This window comes from Arsenophonus endosymbiont of Apis mellifera, assembly GCF_903968575.1.
Lineage (GTDB): Bacteria > Pseudomonadota > Gammaproteobacteria > Enterobacterales > Enterobacteriaceae > Arsenophonus > Arsenophonus apicola.
Genome location: NZ_CAJCFU010000051.1, coordinates 21,900 through 45,215, shown reverse-complemented (window position 1 = coordinate 45,215; position 23,316 = coordinate 21,900). Strand labels below are relative to the sequence as shown.

The following is a 23,316-nucleotide window of genomic DNA, read 5'->3' as shown; positions in this document are numbered from 1 at the left end:
CGGGCTTTTCAAGCCCGACCAAATTCCCCTCCCACCTTATGTCGGTGGGAGTACCCTTTGGAGGTTAAGATGGTTTTTTGATCCGTCTCACAATTTAATTAATTTTGTCATGGTGTTAGTCTAAAAAAAAGATTTGACGATACCGCAGTCAAAAAAACCATAACTGTCTTTATTTCATAAACCTAAAGCATATTTTAGTACCCTTTTCTTAACGCCATTTAGTCTTTGTACTAGCATTAAGGCTAAATTTCGGCCAGATTTTACAGCCGCTAATTGGGAACTAAACAGTGTATAGATAGTATCCATGCCTGCCTGCATCAATTTATTATCTAGCATTCTATCTTTTTGATAAATCAGCAAAGTGTTTTGGGCATAGCAAGGTAATAAATGCGCCTTGGCATCAATCAACACCTTTAATAGACTATCAACTTCACGGTAACCGAGATTTACGCCCTGCCCCGCAAGTGGGTTAATACTATGAGCAGCATCGCCAATCAACGCTAGCCCTTCGTCAACATAACGATTAGCATGATGGCGGTTTAGTGGAAAACTACCTTTAGCAACTACTTGCAGTGAGCCAAGGCGAGCTGGAAAAGCTGACATAATTTCTTGCCTCAGTTGCTCCAAAGACATAGCTTGCAGTTGTCTAATTCGGGCAGGTTTATCATACCAAACCAAACAGGCCCAATGATCAAATAAAGGCAAAAATGCGCGCGGGCCAGAAGGAAAAAATTGTTGCCAAGTAATATCCTGTTGTGGTTGTTCCATCTTAACCGTAATAAGCAGACATGATTGACCATATTGCCAACCACTACTACCAATTCCAGCTAAAGAACGCACCTGTGAACGGGCACCATCAGCAGCAATAATTAAATTTGCCAAAAATTGCTGGTTGTTATTTAAGGTAATTTTCCACTGTTGATGGTGACGCTGCATTGCAACCAATTTGGCGGGGCATAGCAAGGTAAGATTGGGATATTGAGAAAATTGTTGCCATAATGCCAATTGCAAAATACGGTTTTCAACCATATAACCCAGTTCAGGTAAACCAAGGCTGTTTGCTTCAAACATCACATGGGCATTATCTCCTTCCCATGTTTCTAATCTTCGATAAGGCGCAACCCGCATCTTTAAAACACTATTCCACACCCCAAGTTGCTTAAGTAGATCCACGGAAGTACAACTTAGCGCTGAAACCCGTAAATCAGGCTGTGCTAACGGATCGAAAGGTGCAGGTTTAATATGTTCAATTAATAGGATCCGCCAACCTTCTTTGGCTAATCCAATTGCCATAGCTGCACCTATCATACCCGCACCAACGACGACAATGTCATAATTTTCATCTACTTTATTCATATCATCTTAACTATCAATAGTTATCAATCTAATAGTAGGGCTAATTTTTCTTAAGTCATTTACTAATAATCTATTCTACATACTGGTCAGCGATGCTCCAAACGAATACAATACATATCAAAATTTTCTAATTTAATACATAATGTTTTCAGTATGACAGATTTTGCTGCTGAAAACTTCGGATAGACAAAATGTTGACGAATAAAAAACTATACATTAAAACCTGGGGCTGCCAGATGAATGAATATGATTCATCAAAAATGGCTGACCTGCTCAACAGCACCCATGGATATCAATTAACAGAGATTGCCGAAGAAGCCGATATTCTACTACTAAATACCTGCTCAATTCGTGAAAAAGCGCAAGAAAAAGTATTTCATCAATTAGGACGCTGGAAAAATTTAAAAGAGGTTAATCCTGATATTATTATCGGAGTTGGTGGTTGTGTCGCTTCACAGGAGGGGGATTTCATTCGTCAACGTGCCCCTAGTGTTGATATCATTTTCGGCCCACAAACTTTGCATCGTCTACCAGAGATGATCAATCAAGTTAAAGGTACGCGTAGTCCAATTGTCGACATCAGTTTTCCAGAAATTGAAAAATTTGATCGATTACCGGAACCTCGAGCAGAAGGCCCTTCCGCTTATGTTTCCATTATGGAAGGCTGCAATAAATACTGCTCATTTTGTGTCGTGCCTTACACGCGGGGTGAGGAGGTAAGCCGACCATGTGATGATGTTTTATTTGAAATCGCACAGTTAGCGGCGCAAGGAGTACGTGAAATTCACTTATTAGGTCAAAACGTTAATGCCTATCGTGGAGCAACTTTTGACGGTAACATTTGTTCATTTGCGGAATTATTACGTCTGGTTGCCGCCATTGATGGCGTTGATCGCATCCGTTTTACCACCAGTCATCCAATTGAGTTTACCGACGATATTATCGCTGTCTATGAAGATACCCCTGAACTTGTTAGCTTCTTACATCTTCCCGTTCAAAGCGGCTCAGATCGTATTTTGACAATGATGAAAAGATCACATACGGCCCTGGAGTATAAAAGTATTATCCGTAAATTACGTAAAGCACGACCTGATATTCTCATTAGTTCCGATTTTATTGTTGGTTTTCCTGGTGAAACAGAAGATGATTTTCAAAAAACCATGCAACTAATTGCTGATGTTAATTTTGATATGAGTTTTAGTTTTATCTACTCACCACGCCCGGGTACCCCTGCTGCTGATTTGCCTGATGATGTGAGTGAAGATGAAAAGAAACAGCGCCTCTATCTACTTCAGCAACGTATTAATCAGCAAGCAATGAATTATAGCCGAACAATGTTGGGTAGCATTCAACGTATTCTGGTTGAAGGACCTTCCCGTAAAAATATTATGGAACTTTCTGGCCGCGCCGAAAATAATCGGGTGGTAAACTTTGAAGGTACACAAAATATGATCGGAAAGTTTGTCGATGTCGAAATTGTCGATGTCTATGCCAATTCTTTGCGCGGAAAGGTTGTCAAAAATGAAGATAGCATGGCGTTAAGGAGCCAAGAATCACCCGAATCGGTTATTGCTCGGACACGTAAAGAAGATGATCTTGGTGTAGCAAATTACCAACCTTAATATTAAATAGAGAGACTCTGTGACCCCAAAAGATAATTCACACATTGCCACTAGCGAAATATTTTTAGAACCGGCTGATAATCAACGGTTAATTAGCCTTTGTGGGCCGTTCGATGATAATATAAAGCAATTGGAGCGCAGACTCGGTATTGAAATTAATCGTCGAAATAACCGTTTCAAACTAATTGGCAAACCACTTAATATCAACGCAGCTAGTAATGTTTTACGCCGTTTATATGTTGATACAGCCCCTATTCGTGGCATTATCCCTGACATTGTCCCTGAACAAATCCACTTATCTATTATGGAAAGTAAATTTGTTGAACAATCAGTTGAAAATGTTGGCAATTACGATAAATTCATCAACATTAAAACCAAACGAGGCGCTATCAAACCACGCACAGCCAATCAGGCACAATATATTGCTAATATGCTTAGCCACGACATTACTTTCGGCATTGGTCCCGCCGGAACAGGTAAAACCTATCTCGCCGTTGCAGCTGCTGTTGATGCTTTAGAAAGACAAGAAATACGTCGAATCCTACTCACTCGCCCAGCTGTCGAGGCCGGTGAAAAACTTGGCTTTCTACCAGGTGATCTCAGTCAGAAAGTTGATCCTTATTTACGCCCTCTTTATGATGCCTTATTTGAAATGCTTGGTTTTGAAAAAGTAGAAAAATTGATTGAGCGCAATGTGATTGAAGTCGCACCCTTAGCCTATATGCGAGGTCGTACCCTGAATGATGCTTTTATCATTCTTGATGAAAGCCAGAATACCACGATTGAACAGATGAAAATGTTTTTGACCCGTATCGGGTTTAACTCTAAAACCGTGATCACTGGAGATTTAACGCAAATTGATCTATCGCGTGGCCATAAATCAGGTTTACGCCACGCAATTGAAGTACTTTCTGAAGTTAAAGAACTTAGCTTTAATTTCTTTCATAGTGATGATGTAGTACGTCATCCTATAGTGGCAAAAGTGGTTATTGCCTACGAAAATTGGGAAGCAAAAGAACAAGAACGCAAACAGTTACTTCGTCAACAAAAAGAGCCTTCAGGCGCTCTATAAAAAGGGAGATATTAGCTTGCAATCCGTTATTCTTGATCTCCAGCTTGCCTGTAGCGATCATCATGGCTTACCCGATGAAACGACATTCCAACATTGGCTTGAGTCTTTTCTGCCACAATTTCAAGCTGAAAGTGAAGTTACAATTCGTATTGTCGATATTACAGAAAGCCAATATTTAAATCTGACCTATCGAGGAAAAGATAAGCCAACAAATGTGCTATCCTTTCCATTTGAGGCATTAGATAATATTACATTACCCTTACTCGGTGATCTGGTTATTTGTCGTCAAGTAGTTGAAAAAGAAGCCATTGAACAACACAAAACCTTAGATGCTCACTGGGCGCATATGGTAATACATGGTTGTCTTCATCTACTAGGTTATGATCATCAGAATGACTTTGAGGCAGAAGAAATGGAGACAATAGAAACTGAAATTATGCAAAAATTAGGTTATCCTGATCCTTATCAGCATGAAAAAGCGTGATCATAATGCTAATTTCATGCTAAACAATGTATGATACGATTAACTACCGAGAGAAATATTAATAAAACGCCATGAGCGACGACCATCCTACCAACAATGACAATCACTCGAAAAAGAGTTTTTTCGGGCGCCTAAATCAATTATTTCACGGTGAACCAAAAAATCGTGATGACTTAGTTGAACTAATTCGTGATTCAGAACAAAAAGATGTTATTGATCCTGATACCAGAGAAATGCTTGAAGGCGTAATGAATATTTCTGACGAACGTGTTCGGGATATTATGATCCCACGCTCGCAGATAGTAACCTTAAAACGAAATCAATCGTTAGATGAATGCCTTGATGTAATTATCGACTCAGCCCATTCTCGTTTTCCAGTAATTAGTGAAGATAAAGATCATATTGAAGGTCTATTGATGGCGAAAGATTTACTGCCATTTATGCGTACCGATGCTGAACCTTTCAATATTGATAAAGTATTACGCCCTGCCGTAGTGGTACCTGAAAGTAAACGTGTTGATCTGTTATTAAAAGAGTTTCGCTCACAACGCTATCATATGGCAATTGTCATCGATGAATTTGGTGGTGTTTCCGGCTTAGTTACCATCGAAGATATTCTTGAATTAATTGTTGGTGAGATTGAAGACGAATATGATGATGAAGATGACATTGATATTCGCCAACTAAGCAAACATGCTTACTCTGTTCGTGCGTTAACCCAAATTGATGATTTCAACAAAGCATTTGGCACACGCTTTAACGATGAAGAAGTTGATACCATTGGTGGTTTGGTGATGCAAGCATTCGGCCATTTGCCCGCGCGTGGTGAAATTATCACGATTGATGGTTATATCTTTAAAATTACCATGGCTGATAGCCGTAAAATCATTCAAGTTCAGGTAAAAATCCCTGATGAAGCACCTATTCCAAATCTTGTAGAAGAATAGCATTAATGAAAAAAAAACCACTCTATCAATGTCAGTGGTTACGAGCCTTGATCGCGTTATTTTTCGGGCTCTGCGGAACACTGGCTTTTTCACCTTTTGATTTTTGGTTAGCCGCTCTTTTTTCTCTGTTTGGCCTACAACTGCTAATTGTTACCCGCTCGAGCAAACAAGCCAGTTTGATAGCATTTTGCTGGGGTATTGGTTTATTTGGCAGTGGTATTAACTGGGTTTATGTGAGTATTGCCGATTTTGGCGGTATGCCATTGCTGGTTAATGTCTTTTTAGTTATCTTATTGGCGGCTTATTTATCACTTTATCCCGCGCTATTTGCTTATCTGCTCAATAGATTCTTTTCACGCCTTAATATTGCACGCTTTTTTTTTGCCGCGCCAGCAATATGGCAAATAACTGAATATTTACGTGGCTGGATACTAACTGGTTTCCCTTGGTTGCAATTTGGTTACAGCCAAATTGATGGGCCACTTAAAGGCATTGCACCGATATTTGGCGTGGAGATGATAACCTTGCTATTGCTGATTATTAGCAGTTGTTTGGTTTTTGCTTGCATAAAACGTCGAGTTATTCCGTTAATCACGGCCGTGATCTTATTATTTTTACCGCTAGTAATTAAAAATTATCACTGGTTTACACCGGTCGCAGAAAAGAAATCACAAGTTGTTTTAGTTCAAGGTAATATTCCGCAAAGCTTAAAATGGCAACCAGGATTTCTCGAACAAACTATTAGCACCTATCTCGATCTATCCAGACCTTATTTTGGCAACGCTAATATCATTATTTGGCCTGAATCGGCTATACCCTCGATCGAATTAGATAATTACATTTGGCTAACCTCATTAGATAAGCTACTACACTTACAAAATACTCGCTTAATTACTGGCATTGTTGATGCCAAACCAAGCAAACAAGGCGTGAGTGATTTTTTTAATAGTATTATTGTGCTGGGAGAAAATAAACCTTATCAATATCCAACCAGTAACCGTTATCAAAAACACCACCTAGTGCCTTTTGGTGAATTTGTGCCATTAGAAGATATTCTTCGCCCCATTGCCCCTTTATTCAATTTACCCATGTCAGGTTTTAGTCGTGGTGATTATGAGCAACAGCAGTTATCTGCTGGCAATATTCATTTAACTGCCGTTATCTGCTATGAAATTATTTTAGGCTCCCAAGTCAGAGATAACTTTAAATCAAATACTGATTTTCTATTAACAGTTTCAAATGATGCCTGGTTTGGCCATTCTATCGGCCCATGGCAACACTTTCAAATGGCGCGCATGCGTGCGCTTGAGCTTGGCCGACCACTATTGCGTGCCACTAATAACGGTGTTACGGCAGTGATCACAGCCGATGGAGATATTCAGGCTAAACTTCCTCAATTTACTCGCTCAGTATTAAATACCGAGGTAACACCAACATCAGGTCTTACACCTTATGCACGTTGGAGTAACTGGCCTATGTGGGCCTTGGTGACTCTATTTCTTATATGGGCATGCTTTATTAAGCGAAAAGAAGATTAACTAATTTAGCATATATTAATTATCATCATGGATTAAACCACCGATGATCCGGTTTTATCTTGCTTATTAATATTTATCATTAAATTAATGTTCTCTTTTATTATAATAATTTATTATTTGTTAAAAAATTTGATTTTTTATTGATTTATTTAGATTTATGCTGGTCAGTTATCTGAAAAAGGACTATTAATGATTTCTTTAAAAAATGTTTCTAAATGGTATGGACAGTTTCAGGTGCTTTCTGATTGTTCGATGGATGTCAAAAAGGGGGAAGTTGTCGTTATCTGTGGCCCCTCTGGTTCAGGTAAATCAACATTAATAAAAACCATTAATGGTTTGGAGCCAATTCAAAGCGGTGAAATATATATTGATAATGTTCATGTTAATGACAAAAAGACCGATTTGGCTAAATTGCGGTCAAAAGTAGGTATGGTATTTCAACATTTTGAACTATTCCCTCATCTATCAATTATTGAAAATTTAACACTAGCACAAATAAAGGTCTTAAACAGAGATAAAAAAACCGCTGAAAGCACCGCCTTAAAACTATTAGAGCGAGTTGGATTAGCTAACCACACCAATAAATTTCCAGCTCAATTATCTGGTGGGCAACAACAACGCGTTGCCATTACCAGAGCACTCTGTATGGATCCGATTGCGATGCTATTTGACGAGCCAACCTCAGCATTAGATCCAGAAATGATCAACGAAGTACTTGATGTGATGATAAAGCTTGCTAATGAAGGCATGACCATGATAGTCGTCACTCACGAGATGGGATTTGCTAAAAAAGTTGCTCATCGAATGATTTTTATGAACGAAGGAAAAATTATTGAAGATAGCAATAAAGACGATTTCTTTGCTGCGCCGAAATCAGAACGTGCTAAAGAATTTCTTGCTAAGATCATACATTAATTCAACTATCCGTTATTGGGTGACAAAAACCGTTGCCCAATTAGCTAAATAATAATATAAAAAAAGGCCTAATTCGGGCTAGACGGATAATTTAAAACTTTACTCTTTGAATCTACAGAACTTTTGTCTAGATAAAATTAATTTAGCCTGGCCACTAAATATTCATCAATAGTTGTTGTTAGGGTCAATTATCCGCTATTCTATGCAGATCTATAATTCACAATTTTATTCGCGGCTAATGCCGCATTTTTCGCCATAGGAACATCGGTATCATGCAAGAACAATATCGACCAGAAGAGATAGAACAATACGTACAACGTCGTTGGGAAGAAAAACAAACATTTAAAGTATTAGAAGATAATAACAAAGAAAAATACTATTGCCTGTCAATGTTACCTTACCCATCTGGTCAACTACATATGGGCCATGTTCGCAACTATACCATTGGTGATGTTATCTCTCGTTATCAACGCATGCTAGGCAAAAATGTGCTGCAACCTATCGGCTGGGATGCTTTCGGTTTACCAGCAGAAGGGGCGGCGGTAAAAAATAATACCGCCCCAGCGCCTTGGACTTATGCCAATATTGATTACATGAAAAATCAATTAAAAATGCTCGGATTTGGTTATGACTGGAGCCGAAAAATTACAACTTGTACTCCTGAGTATTATCGTTGGGAGCAATGGTTTTTTACTAAGCTTTATGAAAAAGGTTTGGTTTATAAAAAAACCTCCGCCGTTAACTGGTGTCCAAATGATTTAACGGTCTTGGCTAACGAGCAAGTCATTGATGGTTGCTGCTGGCGTTGCGATACTCCTGTCGAGCGCAAAGAAATTCCCCAATGGTTCATAAAAATTACCGCATATGCTGAAGAGCTTCTCAATGATTTAGATAGACTCGATGGCTGGCCAGAACAAGTTAAAACCATGCAGCGTAACTGGATCGGCCGCTCAGAAGGGGTTGAAATTACCTTTGCACTGGCAGGCAAGGATGAAAAACTAACTGTTTATACTACGCGACCTGATACTTTTATGGGAGTGACTTATCTCGCTATTGCAGCCACTCATCCGCTAGCAAAAAACGCGGCAGAAAAAAATACTAAACTTAGCGCTTTCATTGATGAATGTCGCAATACCAAAGTTGCTGAAGCTGAAATGGCAACCATGGAAAAAAAAGGTATCGCCACCGATTTGTTCGCAATTCACCCGCTAACTAATGAAAAAATTCCGATCTGGATAGCCAATTTTGTATTAATGGAATATGGTACAGGCGCCGTCATGGCGGTTCCAGGGCATGATCAGCGCGACTGGGAATTTGCCAGTAAATATCATTTACCAATTAAAGCAGTTATTGTTGATAATGAAGGCCGGCTCCCCGATCTAAAAACTGGTCCATTGACTGAAAAAAATGCACTAATCAATTCAGGCGTATTTAGTGGTATGGACAACCAAACAGGCGCTAATGCGATAGCCGATAAACTGGTTGCACAAGGTACTGCTCAGCGTAAAGTTAATTATCGTCTACGTGACTGGGGCGTGTCTCGCCAACGTTATTGGGGAGCCCCCATTCCAATGGTAACCATGGAAGACGGCTCTGTTATGCCAGTACCAGAAGAACAACTACCTGTCATCTTACCTGAAGATGTTGTGATGAATGGGATCACAAGTCCAATCAAAGCCGATCCCCAATGGGCCAAAACCGACATCAATGGTCATGCGGCATTACGTGAAACCGATACCTTTGATACCTTTATGGAGTCATCCTGGTATTATGCTCGTTATACTTGTCCTAATTATGAGCAAGGAATGCTGGATCCGGCCGCGGCCAATTACTGGCTACCCGTTGATCAATATATCGGTGGTATTGAGCATGCCATTATGCATCTATTGTACTTCCGTTTTTTCCATAAATTAATGCGAGATGCTGGCTTAGTTAATTCCGATGAGCCAGCTAAGCGCTTGTTATGTCAAGGAATGGTTTTAGCCGATGCTTTTTATTACTTGGGTGAAAATGGACAACGGGTTTGGGTATCACCTGTTGATGCAACGGTTGAACGCGATGAAAAAGGTAAGATTGTCAAAGCAACCGATCAACATGGACATCAACTCTTCTATACCGGAATGAGTAAAATGTCCAAATCAAAAAATAACGGCATCGATCCACAATTAATGGTAGAAAAATATGGAGCTGATACGGTCCGCCTATTTATGATGTTTGCCGCTCCACCGGAACTAACTTTAGAATGGCAAGAATCCAGTGTAGAAGGTGCCAATCGTTTTGTTCGTCGTCTCTGGCGCACGGTTTTTGAACATACACAAAAAGGTAAAACAGCGCCATTAGATAGCACTAGTCTCACGCCAGAGCAGAAAAATTTACGGCGAGATCTGCATAAAACCATCGCTAAAGTGACCGATGATATCGGCCGTCGTTATGCCTTTAATACTGCGATTGCCGCTATTATGGAGTTTATGAATAAACTGACGCGTGCCCCCCATGACAGTGAGCAGGATCGTGCGTTACTCCAAGAATCTTTAGAGGCTATCGTGCGGATGCTGTCACCTATTATTCCTCATGCCTGCTTTATGATGTGGAAAGCACTTGGTCACCAGGAAGATATCGATAATGCGCCTTGGCCGATTGCGGACGAACAAGCAAAAATAGACGATACTAAATTAGTCATTATTCAAGTTAATGGTAAAGTGCGTGGACGTATTACTGTCGATATCAATGCATCACAAGATTCTGTTTTAGCTTTAGCAACGCAAGAATATGGTGTAGCAAAATACCTGGAAGGTATGAATATCCGTAAGGTAATTTACGTGCCTGGCAAGCTATTAAACCTGGTTGTCGGCTAATTTAATAAGGAGACAATGTGCGTTATTTAATTACCTTATTTCTAAGCTTAGCCGTGTTGATCACGGCTGGTTGTGGATTTCGCTTACAAGGTACGACGCAAGTACCTGAAGAACTAAAAACATTAAGATTAAGTAGCGGTGACCCTTATGGTCCGCTGGCACGCGCAATTAGACAGCAATTACGCCTGAATAATGTCAACTTAATCGATGATAATCTGCAGAATGTGCCCTTTTTAAAAATTGTCGGTTCATCGGAAAACACCAAAACTGTTTCTATCTACCAAGATGGTAAAAGTGCAGAAAAACAGTTAAATTTTTGGGTTAGCGCACAAATTATCCTACCCAACGGCGCTGTTTACCCAATCAAAACCCGTGTCGAGCGCGCTTTCTTTGATAATCCGTTAGAAACACTGGCAAAAGACGCCGAAAACGAACTTGTTAAACAAGAAATGCGTGAACAAGCTGCTCGTCAGTTAATTCGTAAGTTACTGATCGTTCATAGCACTATTCAAAATGAGCCTGAAGAATCAGTTGCTGTTGAAAAAGCGCTAGCGGAAGACTCAGAATGATCCGTCTTTACCCGGAACAGCTAACTTCGCAGCTTGCTGATAAGCTGCGAGCTTGTTACCTGATTTTTGGCAATGACCCTTTTTTAGCACAAGAAAGTGTGGATAAAATTTGTCAAGTAGCCAAGCAGCAAGGTTTTACAGAACGTTATAGCTATTCGCTAGATACAAACACCGAATGGGACACAATTTATCGTTTGAGTCAATCGCTTAGCCTGTTTGCCAGCCGACAAATCCTTATCTTGCTATTACCTGAAAGTGGCCCTACCACAGTCATAGCTGAAAAGCTGCTTAAGTTGGCTGAATTATTACATCCTGATTTATTACTTATATTACGCGGCGGCAAATTAACTAAAGCACAAGAGAATAGTGGCTGGTGTAAAAAAATAGGCCAAGATGGGATCTATATTAATTGTCTGACCCCAGAACAGTCCAGACTGACTCAATGGGTAACGCAACGAGCAAAAGCGATGTCTGTTACCTTAGATAAACAAGCTAATCAGCTTCTTTGCTATTGCTATGAAGGCAACTTACTGGCCCTTAATCAAGCATTAGAGCGTTTATCACTATTATATCCTGACGGTAACCTCACCTTACCGCGTGTCAAAGAAGCAGTAAATAATGCTGTTAATTTTACACCTTATCATTGGGTTGATGCACTACTTGCAGGCAAAATTAAACGCAGTTGGCATATCCTGCAACAATTACAACGCGAAGATTATGAAGCAGTGATTCTATTGCGTATAATTCAACGTGAGCTCATATTGCTTTGGACATTAAAACAACAAAGTAACGATAAAAATTTAAAAAAATTATTTGATCAGCATAAAATTTGGCAAGCGCGCCGCCCTCTTATTAGCGCTACGCTACAACGCTTACCACTGCGCGAACTACAACATGCAATACAGTTAATTACCCAAGCTGAATTACATTTAAAACAAGATTATGGTCACTCAATTTGGCCAAAATTAGAAACTTTATCTATGCTATTGTGCGGTAAATCACTGCCCGAGAGTTTTATTAATGACTCAACAAACTAAACAAACAACTAATTCCCCATCTATTCAAGCACTTTTCGGTGGCACCTTTGATCCGATTCACTATGGTCACTTACTTCCCGTAGAAGCGCTAGCCAAACAAGTTGGCTTACAACAGGTTGTTTTACTTCCTAATCATAAGCCACCACACCGCCCACAACCTGAAGCAACCGTTCAACAAAGACTCGCAATGATAAAATTAGCGATCAAAAATAATCCTCTATTTACTATTGATACCCGTGAGCTTAAACGCACAACCGCCTCCTATACTGTTGAAACATTACTCTCTTTCCGGCAACAGATCGGTTGGCAAAAACCATTAGCTTTTATTATCGGGCAAGATTCATTACTGTCGATCGATACCTGGTTTGATTGGCAAAAAATTTTAGATCTTTGTCATTTATTAGTTTGCGCCCGCCCAGGCTATACCACCTATTTTCCAACATCATCAATGCAACAATGGCTAAAACAACATCAAGTGCATGATCCGCAAATACTCAGCCATAAACCCTGTGGTGCCATATATCTGGCTGATACTCCCTTATTAAATATTTCCGCAACTGAAATTCGCGAACGAAAACGTAATAGGAAAAGTTGTAAAGATATATTGCCACCCGCAGTTTTGCGCTATATTGATAAACATCATCTTTATCAAAATTGCGCATAATTAACCAATAAATATAAAAAATTGACAAAAGTACCCTTAAACTATTGTGAGTATATAAGGTGATTGGTACTATCTTGGCGCTTTTTACACTACTGTTGAAAATAGAGCATAATTTCCGATAATTTATCCTAAAACTAATTATAAATATTCAACTGGTTTTACTAAAAATTAGATTAAAATATAGATTATCTTATGCTTATTTCTTTCAACAAAATTTTATAACTGAATAATATAAAACATTAATATTTTTTTTAACTTGAAATTAAAGGTGAACCTTTGCAAGGAACTGAACTCCAACAATTTATTATCGACCAACTGGTCGATACAAAAGCGCAAGATATTGTCACTATTGATGTAAGTGGAAAATCTAGCATTACTGATTGCATGATAATCTGTACCGGAACATCTAATCGTCACCTGACATCGGTTTCGGACAAATTAATTGAAGCATGCCGCAAGACAGGAATAATTCCTCTTGGTGTTGAAGGACAAGGTATTTCGGATTGGATCGTGGTTGATTTAGGCGATGCAATTGTTCATATCATGCAAGAAGATAGTCGCCGCATGTATGAACTTGAAAAACTCTGGAGTTAAATTTGAAATTACAACTGATTGCGGTTGGTAGCAAAATGGTTGATTGGATCCAAACAGGTTTTCAAGATTATCTTCATCGTTTTCCAAAAGATATGGCTTTTGAACTCATTGAGATCCCCGCGGGAAAACGCGGGAAAAATGCGGATATTAAACGTATTATCGAGAAAGAAGGAGAACAAATGCTGGCTGCTGTAGGCAAAGGTAACCGCATAATTACCCTAGATATACCTGGCACAAGCTGGACAACTCGACAACTTGCCGAACAATTAAATCAATGGAAACAAGATGGACGCAATATTAGCTTTCTCATTGGTGGCCCAGAAGGTCTTGCTCCTGCCTGTAAAGCAGCAGCAGAGCAAAGTTGGTCACTGTCATCCTTAACAATGCCTCATCCTTTAGTTCGAATATTTGTTGTTGAAAGCCTTTACCGGGCATGGAGCATTACAACAAATCATCCTTACCATCGGGAATAACATATATATGTAGGTTATGAGTGTGAATGCGAAGAAAGAAACAAAAAAAAAGAAGCGCACCCCTTTTCGCGATTACACCGCTGAATCTACTCTATTCATTCGTCGGGCGTTAATAACTTTTATTATCATCGTAATATTAGTCAGTATTTTAATTGCTAATCTTTATCATATACAAGTGGTTCGCCATGAAGATTACCAGACGCGCTCCAACGATAATCGGATAAAACTGGTTCCTGTTCCACCAAGTAGAGGTATTATTTATGACAGAAATGGTATTCCTCTCGCGTTAAATCGAACATTTTATCAATTAGAAGTCATTCCTGAGAAAGTCACTAATTTACCAGAGATATTAGCCCAATTGCGTGATGTGGTTGATCTTACTGACGACGACATTGCAAACTTCAAAAAAGAGCGTAAACGTTCACGCCGCTTTACCTCTATCCCATTGAAAACCTCATTAGATGAAGTACAAGTTGCACGTTTTGCCGTTAATCAATACCGGTTCCCCGGGATTGAAGTCAAAGGTTACCAACGCCGTTATTATCCTTATGGCTCGGCGCTAACCCATGTTATCGGTTATGTCGCCAAAATTAATGATAAGGATATAGAACGTCTAGAAAATGACGGTCTACTAAAAAATTACACTGCCACCCATGATATTGGTAAATTAGGTATTGAACGCTATTACGAAAATATTTTACATGGTAAAACAGGTTATGAAGAAGTTGAGGTGAATAGTCGGGGAAAAGTCATACGCCAACTACATGAACAACCACCGCAAGCTGGCAAAGATATTTATCTTACTATCGATCTCAATTTACAAATTGAGATTGAAAAATTGCTAACCACCAGCCGAGCTGCCGTTGTTGTCACCGATCCCCGCAACGGAGAAGTACTGGCTCTGGTATCCACTCCTAGCTATGATCCTAATCTATTTGTTAATGGTATCTCTAATAAGGATTATCAAGCTTTATTAAATAATCCCAATCGCCCACTAATTAACAGAACGACGCAGGGATTATATCCACCCGCCTCTACCGTTAAACCGTTTATTGCCGTTGCCGCATTAAGTGAAAATGTTGTCACCCCTAACTCAACAATTTTTGATCCTGGTTGGTGGCAGTTACCAAATTCCGAAAAACGTTATCGAGATTGGAAACGTTGGGGACACGGTAGATTAAATGTTGTCAGAGCCATTGTCGAATCAGCCGACACCTTTTTCTACCAGGTTGCTTATGATATGGGTATCGATCGTATCTCCGATTGGATGCAAAAATTTGGCTATGGTCACTATACTGGTATTGACCTGTCGGAAGAACGTTCAGGTATTATGCCAACGCGTGAATGGAAACAAAAACGTTATAAAAAACCCTGGTATCAAGGAGACACAATTCCAGTAGGCATTGGCCAAGGTTATTGGACGACAACACCAATCCAAATGGCCAAAGTATTAATGACGTCAATTAATGACGGCGTGGTTAAAATTCCCCACCTACTTTATGGCACTAAATTAGGTAACGCTATGCTACCCTATGAACAGAAAGAACATATCCAAATCGGCAATATTCATTCAGGCTTTTGGGAATTAGCTAAAGAAGGTATGTATGGGGTTGCTAATGCACCAAACGGTACAGCACGTAGAAGTTTTGCCAACACACCCTATAAAGCGGCAGTCAAATCAGGTACGGCACAGGTATTCAGTTATGAAACCTACAATGCCAGTAAATTGGCTGAGCACTTGCGTGATCATAAATTAATGATTGGATTTGCGCCTTACCAAAATCCAACCGTTTCCGTAACTATTATTTTGGAAAATGGTGGTGCCGGACCGGCCGTTGGCGATCTTGTTCGCAGTATTTTTGATTATGTATTGCTTGGTAAAAAAACGACATCACAAACACCGGATACGAATGTATCTCTAGAAGAAGATCAGTAATATATGAGCGATAATTCACGTAAATTACCTATTTGGACACGTTTACATATTGATATTCCAATGTTGCTGATTATTCTTGCCTTAACAATATATAGTGTCATGATCATGTGGAGCGCGAGTGGGCAAGATATTGATATGATGCAACGTAAACTAATACAAATCGCGATTGGATTTGTTGTTATGCTTGTTATGGCGCAAATTTCACCGCGTATATATGAAAATTGGGCGCCTTATCTCTATATTTTCTGTCTAATTTTATTAGTTTTTGTCGATGCATTTGGTCAAATCAGTAAAGGTGCACAAAGATGGTTAGATCTTGGCTTCATTCGTTTTCAACCCTCTGAAATTGCTAAAATTGCGGTTCCATTGATGGTAGCACGTTTTGTCAATCGCGATCTCTGTCCTCCCACACTAAAAAATACGCTATTAGCATTGATACTTATATTTCTGCCTACACTACTTGTTGCCGCTCAACCTGATCTGGGTACATCTATTCTAGTTGCTGCTTCCGGTTTGTTTATCCTTTTTTTAGCAGGCATGAATTGGAAATTGATTGCCATTGCAGCCACAGGTATTGCTTGTTTTATTCCCATTCTATGGTTCTTTTTGATGCATGATTATCAACGAGATCGCGTTATGATGTTACTCGATCCAGAAACGGATCCACTGGGAGCGGGTTATCATATTATCCAATCAAAAATTGCTATTGGTTCAGGGGGATTATTTGGCAAAGGCTGGTTACATGGCACCCAATCGCAATTAGAATTTCTACCAGAACGCCACACTGATTTTATTTTTGCAGTACTAGCTGAAGAGCTTGGCTTAATTGGCGTCGTTATTTTACTTGCATTATATCTATTGCTAATTATGCGCGGACTAATAATTGCTGCCAATGCACAAAATACCTTTGGTAGAATGATGGTTGGTGGCCTAATGTTAATTTTATTTGTCTATATATTCGTCAACATTGGCATGGTTAGCGGTATCTTACCTGTAGTGGGTGTTCCTTTACCATTGGTAAGTTATGGCGGCTCTGCATTAATCGTTTTAATGGCTGGGTTCGGTATTATTATGTCAATCCATACCCACCGAAAATTTCTGTCAAAAAGTTTATAACCATGAGGTCTGTAATGCACTATCACGGGCTTATGCTTAGCATTATAATAGCAATTTTAGCTGGCTGTGCTTCCCAAACTCAACAAAATACCGATATGCCTAAGATGCCGGTACAAGATATATTAGGAGCAGAGCCCCGTTACGAACCTTATCATGCTGGCGCTAATAATGACTATCAACTGAATGGTCTAACTTATCAAATAGTAAAAGATCCTGCTCATTTTAGTGAAACAGGTTTTGCCAGCATTTTTGGCTCTGAAGTTATCGGTAAAATAACTGCAACAGGTGAAAAAGCCAGCCCTTATGCGTTCACAGCTTCACACCCTACTTTACCTATTCCAAGTTATGCCCGCATTACTAATTTAATTAATGGCAGAATGATAATAGTACGCATTAATGATCGAGGACCCTATATATCAGGTAAAATTATTGCCCTATCACGAGCAGTTGCCGATAGATTAAATTTAATGCAAACGGCGCGTATTAAAATTGATCCGATCTTAGTTTCCCCTGCCGGCACTTTAACCGGACCTGGTACACTTGGTGTCAATATTGCTAAACAAAGTTATGCTTTACCTAAACCACCGAAATTAGAAACCCATTCCATAAACTTGGCTGCAAGCACCAATCAATCAACAGCGGGGAATCAGCCTCACCACCCAGCCGCTTTATCTCAATCAACCCAACCAATGACAATCGGCAATACGCTAGCAACGAATGGGATTGTTGAAAATAACCATCCTAAGCCGTCGCCAGTGAAATCAGCTAGTGGAGCTGCTAAACATTACTTTGTACAAATAGGTGCATTAAGTGATCAAGCAAAAGCAGAAGCATGGCAACAGTCTGTTTCGAAACAACTGAACACACCTGGCCGTATTCAAGCATTTAACAATATCTATCGCGTACAACTTGGCCCATTTCAAGATCCTCATACAGCGGAACAAATAAAAAATAAAATATTAACAGAGTTACAACAATCGAGCATTATCATAAATAGCGAATAATTTATTGATTAATCAATAAAATCTAATTAGAGTAAAACAAAAATCAACTAAGCTGGCATCTCTGTTTTAGAATAGAATATTGCTTTTTTATGCTGATAATAGGATGCCCACTCTATTAACATATTGCCCGCGGATCTCGTATATTATTATGAACTATGCAATTTTCTCCCGTTCTATCGGTAGTCTAATATTAATTACTAGTCTTATATTTTCCAGCACTCTATTAGCTAATAGCAATAATCCGATGCAAATCAATATGATACCTTCAGCACCAAATATTGACGCTGAAGCTTATATTCTTATTGATTATTATTCAGGCAAAGTTTTAGCAGAAAAAAATGCCGACCAACGTCGTGATCCTGCCAGTCTAACTAAAATGATGACCAGTTATATCATTGGTCAAAGCATTAAAGCCGGCAAAATTAGCATGAATGATATTGTTACTATCGACGAAAATGCTTGGGCTACTGGTAATCCGGTTTTTAAAGGCTCTTCGCTAATGTTCTTAAAACCCGGTGATCGCGTCTCTGTATCTCAACTGATACGTGGTATTAACCTGCAGTCTGGGAATGATGCATGTGTTGCAATGGCCGAGTATGTAGCGGGTGACGAAGCGAGTTTTGTCAAATTAATGAACGATAATGTGCAACGGCTTGGATTAAAAAATACTCACTTTCTTACTGTCCATGGCTTAGATGCCGATGGGCAATATAGTTCCGCACGTGATATGGCGTTAATCGGTCAAGCCTTGATCCGCGATGTGCCTGAAGAATATGCCATTTATAAAGAGAAAGAGTTCACCTTTAATAAAATCCGTCAATTAAATAGGAATGGTTTGTTATGGGATAAAAGTCTGAATGTAGATGGTATTAAGACCGGACACACTAGTGCTGCCGGTTACAATCTAGTTGCCTCTGCTACCGAGGGTAATATGCGACTAATATCTGTTGTATTAGGTGGTCATAGCAGTAAAGGGCGTGATGCAGAAAGTAAAAAATTACTCACTTGGGGCTTTCGCTTTTTTGAAACTGTTAACCCATTACAAGGCGGGATGGAATTTGCCTCTCAACCTGTTTGGTTTGCTAATACTGATCAAGTAAAGCTAGGTATTGAAAACGATCTTTATCTGACCATTCCCCGTGGCCGTATGAAAGATTTAAAAGCCAGTTACATATTAAACAATACTGAACTACAGGCGCCTTTAGCCAAAAACCAAGTGGTGGGCACGATTAACTTACAATTAGATGGTAAGATCATTGAACAACGGTCGCTGGTGGTATTGAAAGAAGTCGATGAAGGTGGATTTTTTAGTAAGATATTAGATTATATTAAATTGTTTTTTCAGCGCTGGTTTGGCTAAATATTGAAAAATTACATTGCAACCTTGATTATAGTAAATATGTTCAATTTATAACTTAATTTTAATTAAGAAATATGAATAAGTATACTATCTAAATCATATAACATTTAATATTGTAATAAGGGTGGTGGTAGTATTTTAGGAGAACCTATGAAAACCAGACTACATGAACTACTAGAGTTCCCTTGCTCATTTACATACAAAGTGATGGGAGTCGCTAAACCTGAGTTAACTGATCAAATTATTGAAGTGGTTCAACGGCATGTTCCGGGTGATTATGTACCATCAGTTAAACCAAGCAGTAAAGGTAACTTTCACTCAGTATCAATTACCATCACAGCAACCAATATTGAACAGATAGAAAAACTGTATGAAGAATTAGCTAAACTAGAATTAGTTCGTATGGTGTTGTAGACACAATTTATTACTGTGCTTGAAATTATAAACCGGAAAAACTGATATTTTCGAGTTTTATAATTTCAAGTGCCCTACTAGCTATGCTAGTAAGAATAATTTGCGCAGGTTATACTGCATAATTAGTGCATATACCCCTATCAGCGGCAGAAAAAGATTGTTAAAAGAAACTATTATATTACGTCAACTTGGGCTTCATACTTACCAACCCATTTCCGATGCGATGCATCAGTTTACTAAAAAACGCACGGTTGATACGCCAGATGAACTTTGGTTAGTGGAGCATTACCCTGTTTTTACCCAAGGCCAAGCTGGTAAAAAAGAGCACCTACTGGCGCCTGGAAATATTCCCGTTATCCAATCTGATCGTGGCGGACAAATCACCTACCATGGCCCGGGTCAGCAAATAATGTATGTTTTATTAGATCTAAAGCGTAATCAAATGAGTGTAAGAGAGCTGGTTACTACACTGGAAGATACGGTAATTAATACTTTATCTGAATTTGGTCTTTCCGCTTATGCACAGCGCGAAGCTCCCGGTGTTTATGTTGAACAAAAAAAAATATGCTCTGTCGGATTACGTATTCATAAAGGTTGTTCGTTTCATGGCCTAGCATTAAATATTAATATGGATCTTGCCCCCTTTCAGCGTATTAATCCTTGTGGCTATGCCGGTATGCAAATGACTCAACTTAATGATTTAGTTCCTGGCTGTCAGGTTAAAGATGTCGAACCTTTACTAGTAAAGCATTTCTGCAACCTATTAGGATTTCAACTTGCAGAATAAGTTGTTATAATTTTTTTATAATTATTAAAAAAAAATTGAAACATGGCATAAATAATGAGCATCTGTGTTAGCATAAAATATATCTATTATTGATCCGCAGCAGGAACCTAATGGAACTGGCATAATTATGAGTAGACCAATTCAAATGGAGCGTGGCGTTAAATATCGTGACGCTGATAAAATGGCACTGATCCCTGTCAAAACAGTTAGAACGGATCATACAGAAATTTTACCTAAACCTAAGTGGATGAAAATAAAACTTCCCGCTGATTCCAGTCGAATAAAAGAAATCAAAAACGCAATGCGTAAAAATGGCTTACATTCAGTTTGTGAAGAAGCCTCTTGTCCTAACCTGGCTGAATGCTTTAATCACGGTACTGCCACTTTTATGATTTTAGGTGCTATCTGTACTCGTCGCTGTCCATTCTGCGATGTTGCCCATGGACGACCTAATGCTCCTGATCCCAATGAACCCGAAAAATTAGCAGCAACCATTAAAGATATGGGATTAAAATACGTTGTCATTACTTCCGTTGATCGTGATGATCTGCGTGATGGCGGAGCCCAACACTTTGCTGATAGCATTACTGCTATTCGAGAGAAAAATCCAAACATCAAAATAGAAACGCTAGTGCCTGATTTTCGTGGCCGTATGGATCGCGCCTTAACAATTTTAGCCACCGCGCCACCTGATGTCTTTAATCATAACCTTGAGAATGTTCCGCGTATCTATCGCCAAGTGCGTCCTGGCGCTAATTACGAATGGTCATTACAACTACTTGCAAAATTCAAGCAAATGCATCCTGAAATACCCACAAAGTCAGGATTAATGGTTGGATTAGGTGAAACTAATGAAGAAATTGTTGATGTTATGCGTGACTTACGCCGCCACGGCGTTACCATGCTAACCTTGGGTCAATATCTGCAACCCAGCCGTCATCATCTGTCAGTAAAACGTTACGTCAGCCCGAAAGAATTTGAAGAAATGAAAAATGAGGCAATCGCAATGGGTTTCACGCATGCCGCCTGTGGCCCATTAGTTCGCTCATCTTATCATGCAGATTTACAAGCGAAAGGCATAGAAATTAAATGATAAATCATTTAATTTCATACCAACATAAAAACCCGTCTCATTAATTGAGACGGACTATTATAAATTCTTAAAGTAAATCAAATGGCGACAACGTTGATAGCAGATGGCCCTTTCTCCCCCTCAGTAATATCAAACTCGACTTTCTGACCTTCGGCCAAAGTCTTAAAACCTTCGGATTTAATAGCGGTGAAGTGAACGAAAACATCTTTACTGCCATCTTCTGGAGTGATAAAACCAAAACCTTTAGCTTCGTTGAACCACTTAACGTTACCTTTAACTTTTGACATCAAAATTACCTTTACTTAATAAAAACACACAGTTTGTGCCGCATATAGTACAGCAAAAATTATGCTTGATTGTCTACTACCAAGATCACGAAATTAATCAAAAACCTAAATTATCATTGTATATAGGATAACAACCTAAAAAAACAATAAAAAAAACTAATAATCGTGTTTATTAATATTTATTATAACATTTTTAGCCAATTTTTCGATTATTTCTATTCTTTTCATAACCTATAAGCCAGCTTTTGATATCTAACCCGCCGCTGTAACCTACCAATTTACCATCATGACCAATAACGCGATGACACGGAATAATAAGTGCAATAGGATTACGTGAATTGGCCATACCAACTGCTCTACAAAAATTAGCAGAACCTAGCGCAATTGCCAGTTTCTTATAACTCCAACATTGGCCATATGGAATTTCACTAAGTTGCTGCCAAACTCTTTTTTGAAAATAGCTACCGGTAGGATTTAGTAGTACAGAGAAATTGTTTCTTTCACCATTAAAATACTCCTGTAATTCTTTTATACACTGTTCGATATGCGCATTTTTACCTTCTTTTTCAATTATATTTTTAACAAAATTAACACTGGTTACTCCATGATTATCAGCGCTAATGTGAATGAAAGGTCTTGGAAAATCACTGGGAGTGGAAAAATAATGGTGGTACATAACAACTTCCTTAAAATAGAGAACTATTTTAACAATTCATTTTATTCCTCAAGCAAAATTAACTCTATTTGCAAAAATATTTCTGCCTATTGGAACATTGTTAAAAAAATATTATAAAAATACAAATTTTTTATTTCTTGTTGAAATAACAAGTTAGATATAATTCCTGCCACAAATCAGATAACACTATATATAGTATGGTTGAATAAAAATAAATCAAGATATAGTATTTATAATAATTGATCGATTGTAAACTTAGTCATTATGCATTAAGGAGCTAACAATGATTATTACCGTCTACAGCAAACCAGATTGTGTACAGTGCAATGCTACTTGTCTAGCACTAAAACGTAAAAACTTACCTTATGATGTTGTGGATTTAACCCAAGATCATGAAGCACTGCGTTTTATTACCAAATTGGGCTATCAACAGGTGCCCGTGGTTATTGCAGGTAAGCAACATTGGTCAGGCTTTCGTCCAGATATGATCAGTCAATTAGCCAGTAACTAAAACAAT

At 38.8% G+C, this 23,316-nt stretch carries 23 protein-coding genes; 20 read left to right on the top strand and 3 right to left on the bottom strand.

The window, feature by feature from the left end:
* Positions 1-174: 174 nt before the first annotated feature.
* Positions 175-1,356, bottom strand: coding sequence for a 3-demethoxyubiquinol 3-hydroxylase (gene ubiF, locus H1X92_RS07585; protein WP_180559578.1), 1,182 nt, complete (start codon positions 1,354-1,356; stop codon positions 175-177).
* 191 nt (positions 1,357-1,547) lie between these two features.
* Between ubiF and miaB the strand changes: the two genes are divergently transcribed.
* The 19 genes from miaB (at position 1,548) to lipA (ending at position 21,836) form a co-directional block, all read left to right on the top strand.
* Positions 1,548-2,978 (top strand): tRNA (N6-isopentenyl adenosine(37)-C2)-methylthiotransferase MiaB, encoded by a 1,431-nt coding sequence (miaB, locus tag H1X92_RS07580; RefSeq protein ID WP_180559577.1) that lies wholly within the window; start codon positions 1,548-1,550, stop codon positions 2,976-2,978.
* Between the two features lie 19 nt (positions 2,979-2,997).
* Positions 2,998-4,050, top strand: a complete 1,053-nt coding sequence (locus H1X92_RS07575; RefSeq protein ID WP_180559576.1) for a PhoH family protein — start codon at positions 2,998-3,000, stop codon at positions 4,048-4,050.
* A 16-nt stretch (positions 4,051-4,066) separates the two neighbouring features.
* Positions 4,067-4,534, top strand: a complete 468-nt coding sequence (gene ybeY, locus H1X92_RS07570; RefSeq protein ID WP_180559575.1) for an rRNA maturation RNase YbeY — start codon at positions 4,067-4,069, stop codon at positions 4,532-4,534.
* 71 nt (positions 4,535-4,605) lie between these two features.
* Positions 4,606-5,481 (top strand): CNNM family magnesium/cobalt transport protein CorC, encoded by an 876-nt coding sequence (gene corC / locus H1X92_RS07565; RefSeq protein WP_180559574.1) that lies wholly within the window; start codon positions 4,606-4,608, stop codon positions 5,479-5,481.
* Between the two features lie 5 nt (positions 5,482-5,486).
* Positions 5,487-7,019 carry an apolipoprotein N-acyltransferase gene (gene lnt / locus H1X92_RS07560; RefSeq protein ID WP_180559573.1) on the top strand — a complete coding sequence of 511 codons (1,533 nt, stop codon included), beginning with the start codon at positions 5,487-5,489 and terminating at the stop codon, positions 7,017-7,019.
* 189 nt (positions 7,020-7,208) lie between these two features.
* Positions 7,209-7,934: an amino acid ABC transporter ATP-binding protein gene (locus H1X92_RS07555; RefSeq protein WP_180559572.1), complete on the top strand. Its 726-nt coding sequence runs from the start codon at positions 7,209-7,211 to the stop codon at positions 7,932-7,934.
* Between the two features lie 272 nt (positions 7,935-8,206).
* Positions 8,207-10,789, top strand: a complete 2,583-nt coding sequence (gene leuS / locus H1X92_RS07550; RefSeq protein ID WP_180559571.1) for a leucine--tRNA ligase — start codon at positions 8,207-8,209, stop codon at positions 10,787-10,789.
* Positions 10,790-10,806: 17 nt separating this feature from the next.
* Complete coding sequence (lptE, locus tag H1X92_RS07545) at positions 10,807-11,358, top strand: LPS assembly lipoprotein LptE (RefSeq protein WP_180559570.1); 552 nt, start codon at positions 10,807-10,809, stop codon at positions 11,356-11,358.
* Positions 11,355-12,395, top strand: coding sequence for a DNA polymerase III subunit delta (holA, locus tag H1X92_RS07540; protein ID WP_180559569.1), 1,041 nt, complete (start codon positions 11,355-11,357; stop codon positions 12,393-12,395). The genes lptE and holA overlap by 4 nt, the downstream gene beginning before the upstream one ends.
* Positions 12,379-13,059, top strand: coding sequence for a nicotinate-nucleotide adenylyltransferase (nadD, locus tag H1X92_RS07535; protein ID WP_180559568.1), 681 nt, complete (start codon positions 12,379-12,381; stop codon positions 13,057-13,059). Before holA ends, nadD begins: the two co-directional genes overlap by 17 nt.
* 276 nt (positions 13,060-13,335) lie before the next feature.
* Positions 13,336-13,653 carry a ribosome silencing factor gene (rsfS, locus tag H1X92_RS07530; protein ID WP_180559567.1) on the top strand — a complete coding sequence of 106 codons (318 nt, stop codon included), beginning with the start codon at positions 13,336-13,338 and terminating at the stop codon, positions 13,651-13,653.
* A gap of 2 nt (positions 13,654-13,655) precedes the next feature.
* Entirely contained in the window at positions 13,656-14,126 is a 471-nt protein-coding gene (gene rlmH / locus H1X92_RS07525; protein WP_180559566.1) for a 23S rRNA (pseudouridine(1915)-N(3))-methyltransferase RlmH, read from the top strand.
* 22 nt (positions 14,127-14,148) lie between these two features.
* Positions 14,149-16,062: a peptidoglycan DD-transpeptidase MrdA gene (mrdA, locus tag H1X92_RS07520; protein WP_225505607.1), complete on the top strand. Its 1,914-nt coding sequence runs from the start codon at positions 14,149-14,151 to the stop codon at positions 16,060-16,062.
* Between the two features lie 3 nt (positions 16,063-16,065).
* A complete protein-coding gene (gene mrdB, locus H1X92_RS07515; RefSeq protein ID WP_180559564.1) occupies positions 16,066-17,178 on the top strand; it encodes a peptidoglycan glycosyltransferase MrdB in 1,113 nt (370 codons plus the stop codon).
* Between the two features lie 2 nt (positions 17,179-17,180).
* Complete coding sequence (gene rlpA / locus H1X92_RS07510) at positions 17,181-18,182, top strand: endolytic peptidoglycan transglycosylase RlpA (RefSeq protein WP_233458142.1); 1,002 nt, start codon at positions 17,181-17,183, stop codon at positions 18,180-18,182.
* Between the two features lie 148 nt (positions 18,183-18,330).
* Positions 18,331-19,542: a D-alanyl-D-alanine carboxypeptidase DacA gene (gene dacA, locus H1X92_RS07505; protein WP_180559563.1), complete on the top strand. Its 1,212-nt coding sequence runs from the start codon at positions 18,331-18,333 to the stop codon at positions 19,540-19,542.
* A 150-nt stretch (positions 19,543-19,692) separates the two neighbouring features.
* Positions 19,693-19,956, top strand: coding sequence for a DUF493 family protein YbeD (ybeD, locus tag H1X92_RS07500; RefSeq protein WP_026822448.1), 264 nt, complete (start codon positions 19,693-19,695; stop codon positions 19,954-19,956).
* Between the two features lie 157 nt (positions 19,957-20,113).
* Positions 20,114-20,743, top strand: coding sequence for a lipoyl(octanoyl) transferase LipB (lipB, locus tag H1X92_RS07495; RefSeq protein ID WP_180559562.1), 630 nt, complete (start codon positions 20,114-20,116; stop codon positions 20,741-20,743).
* A gap of 127 nt (positions 20,744-20,870) precedes the next feature.
* Positions 20,871-21,836: a lipoyl synthase gene (gene lipA / locus H1X92_RS07490; RefSeq protein ID WP_180559561.1), complete on the top strand. Its 966-nt coding sequence runs from the start codon at positions 20,871-20,873 to the stop codon at positions 21,834-21,836.
* 77 nt (positions 21,837-21,913) lie between these two features.
* On the opposite strand, the gene cspE is transcribed toward lipA, so the two are convergent.
* On the bottom strand, positions 21,914-22,123 hold the full coding sequence (gene cspE / locus H1X92_RS07485; protein WP_026822451.1) for a transcription antiterminator/RNA stability regulator CspE: 210 nt from the start codon (positions 22,121-22,123) through the stop codon (positions 21,914-21,916).
* 193 nt (positions 22,124-22,316) lie between these two features.
* Complete coding sequence (locus H1X92_RS07480) at positions 22,317-22,799, bottom strand: methylated-DNA--[protein]-cysteine S-methyltransferase (protein ID WP_180559560.1); 483 nt, start codon at positions 22,797-22,799, stop codon at positions 22,317-22,319.
* 283 nt (positions 22,800-23,082) lie between these two features.
* Between H1X92_RS07480 and H1X92_RS07475 the strand changes: the two genes are divergently transcribed.
* Positions 23,083-23,310 carry a glutaredoxin family protein gene (locus tag H1X92_RS07475; RefSeq protein ID WP_180559559.1) on the top strand — a complete coding sequence of 76 codons (228 nt, stop codon included), beginning with the start codon at positions 23,083-23,085 and terminating at the stop codon, positions 23,308-23,310.
* Positions 23,311-23,316 lie beyond the last annotated feature (6 nt).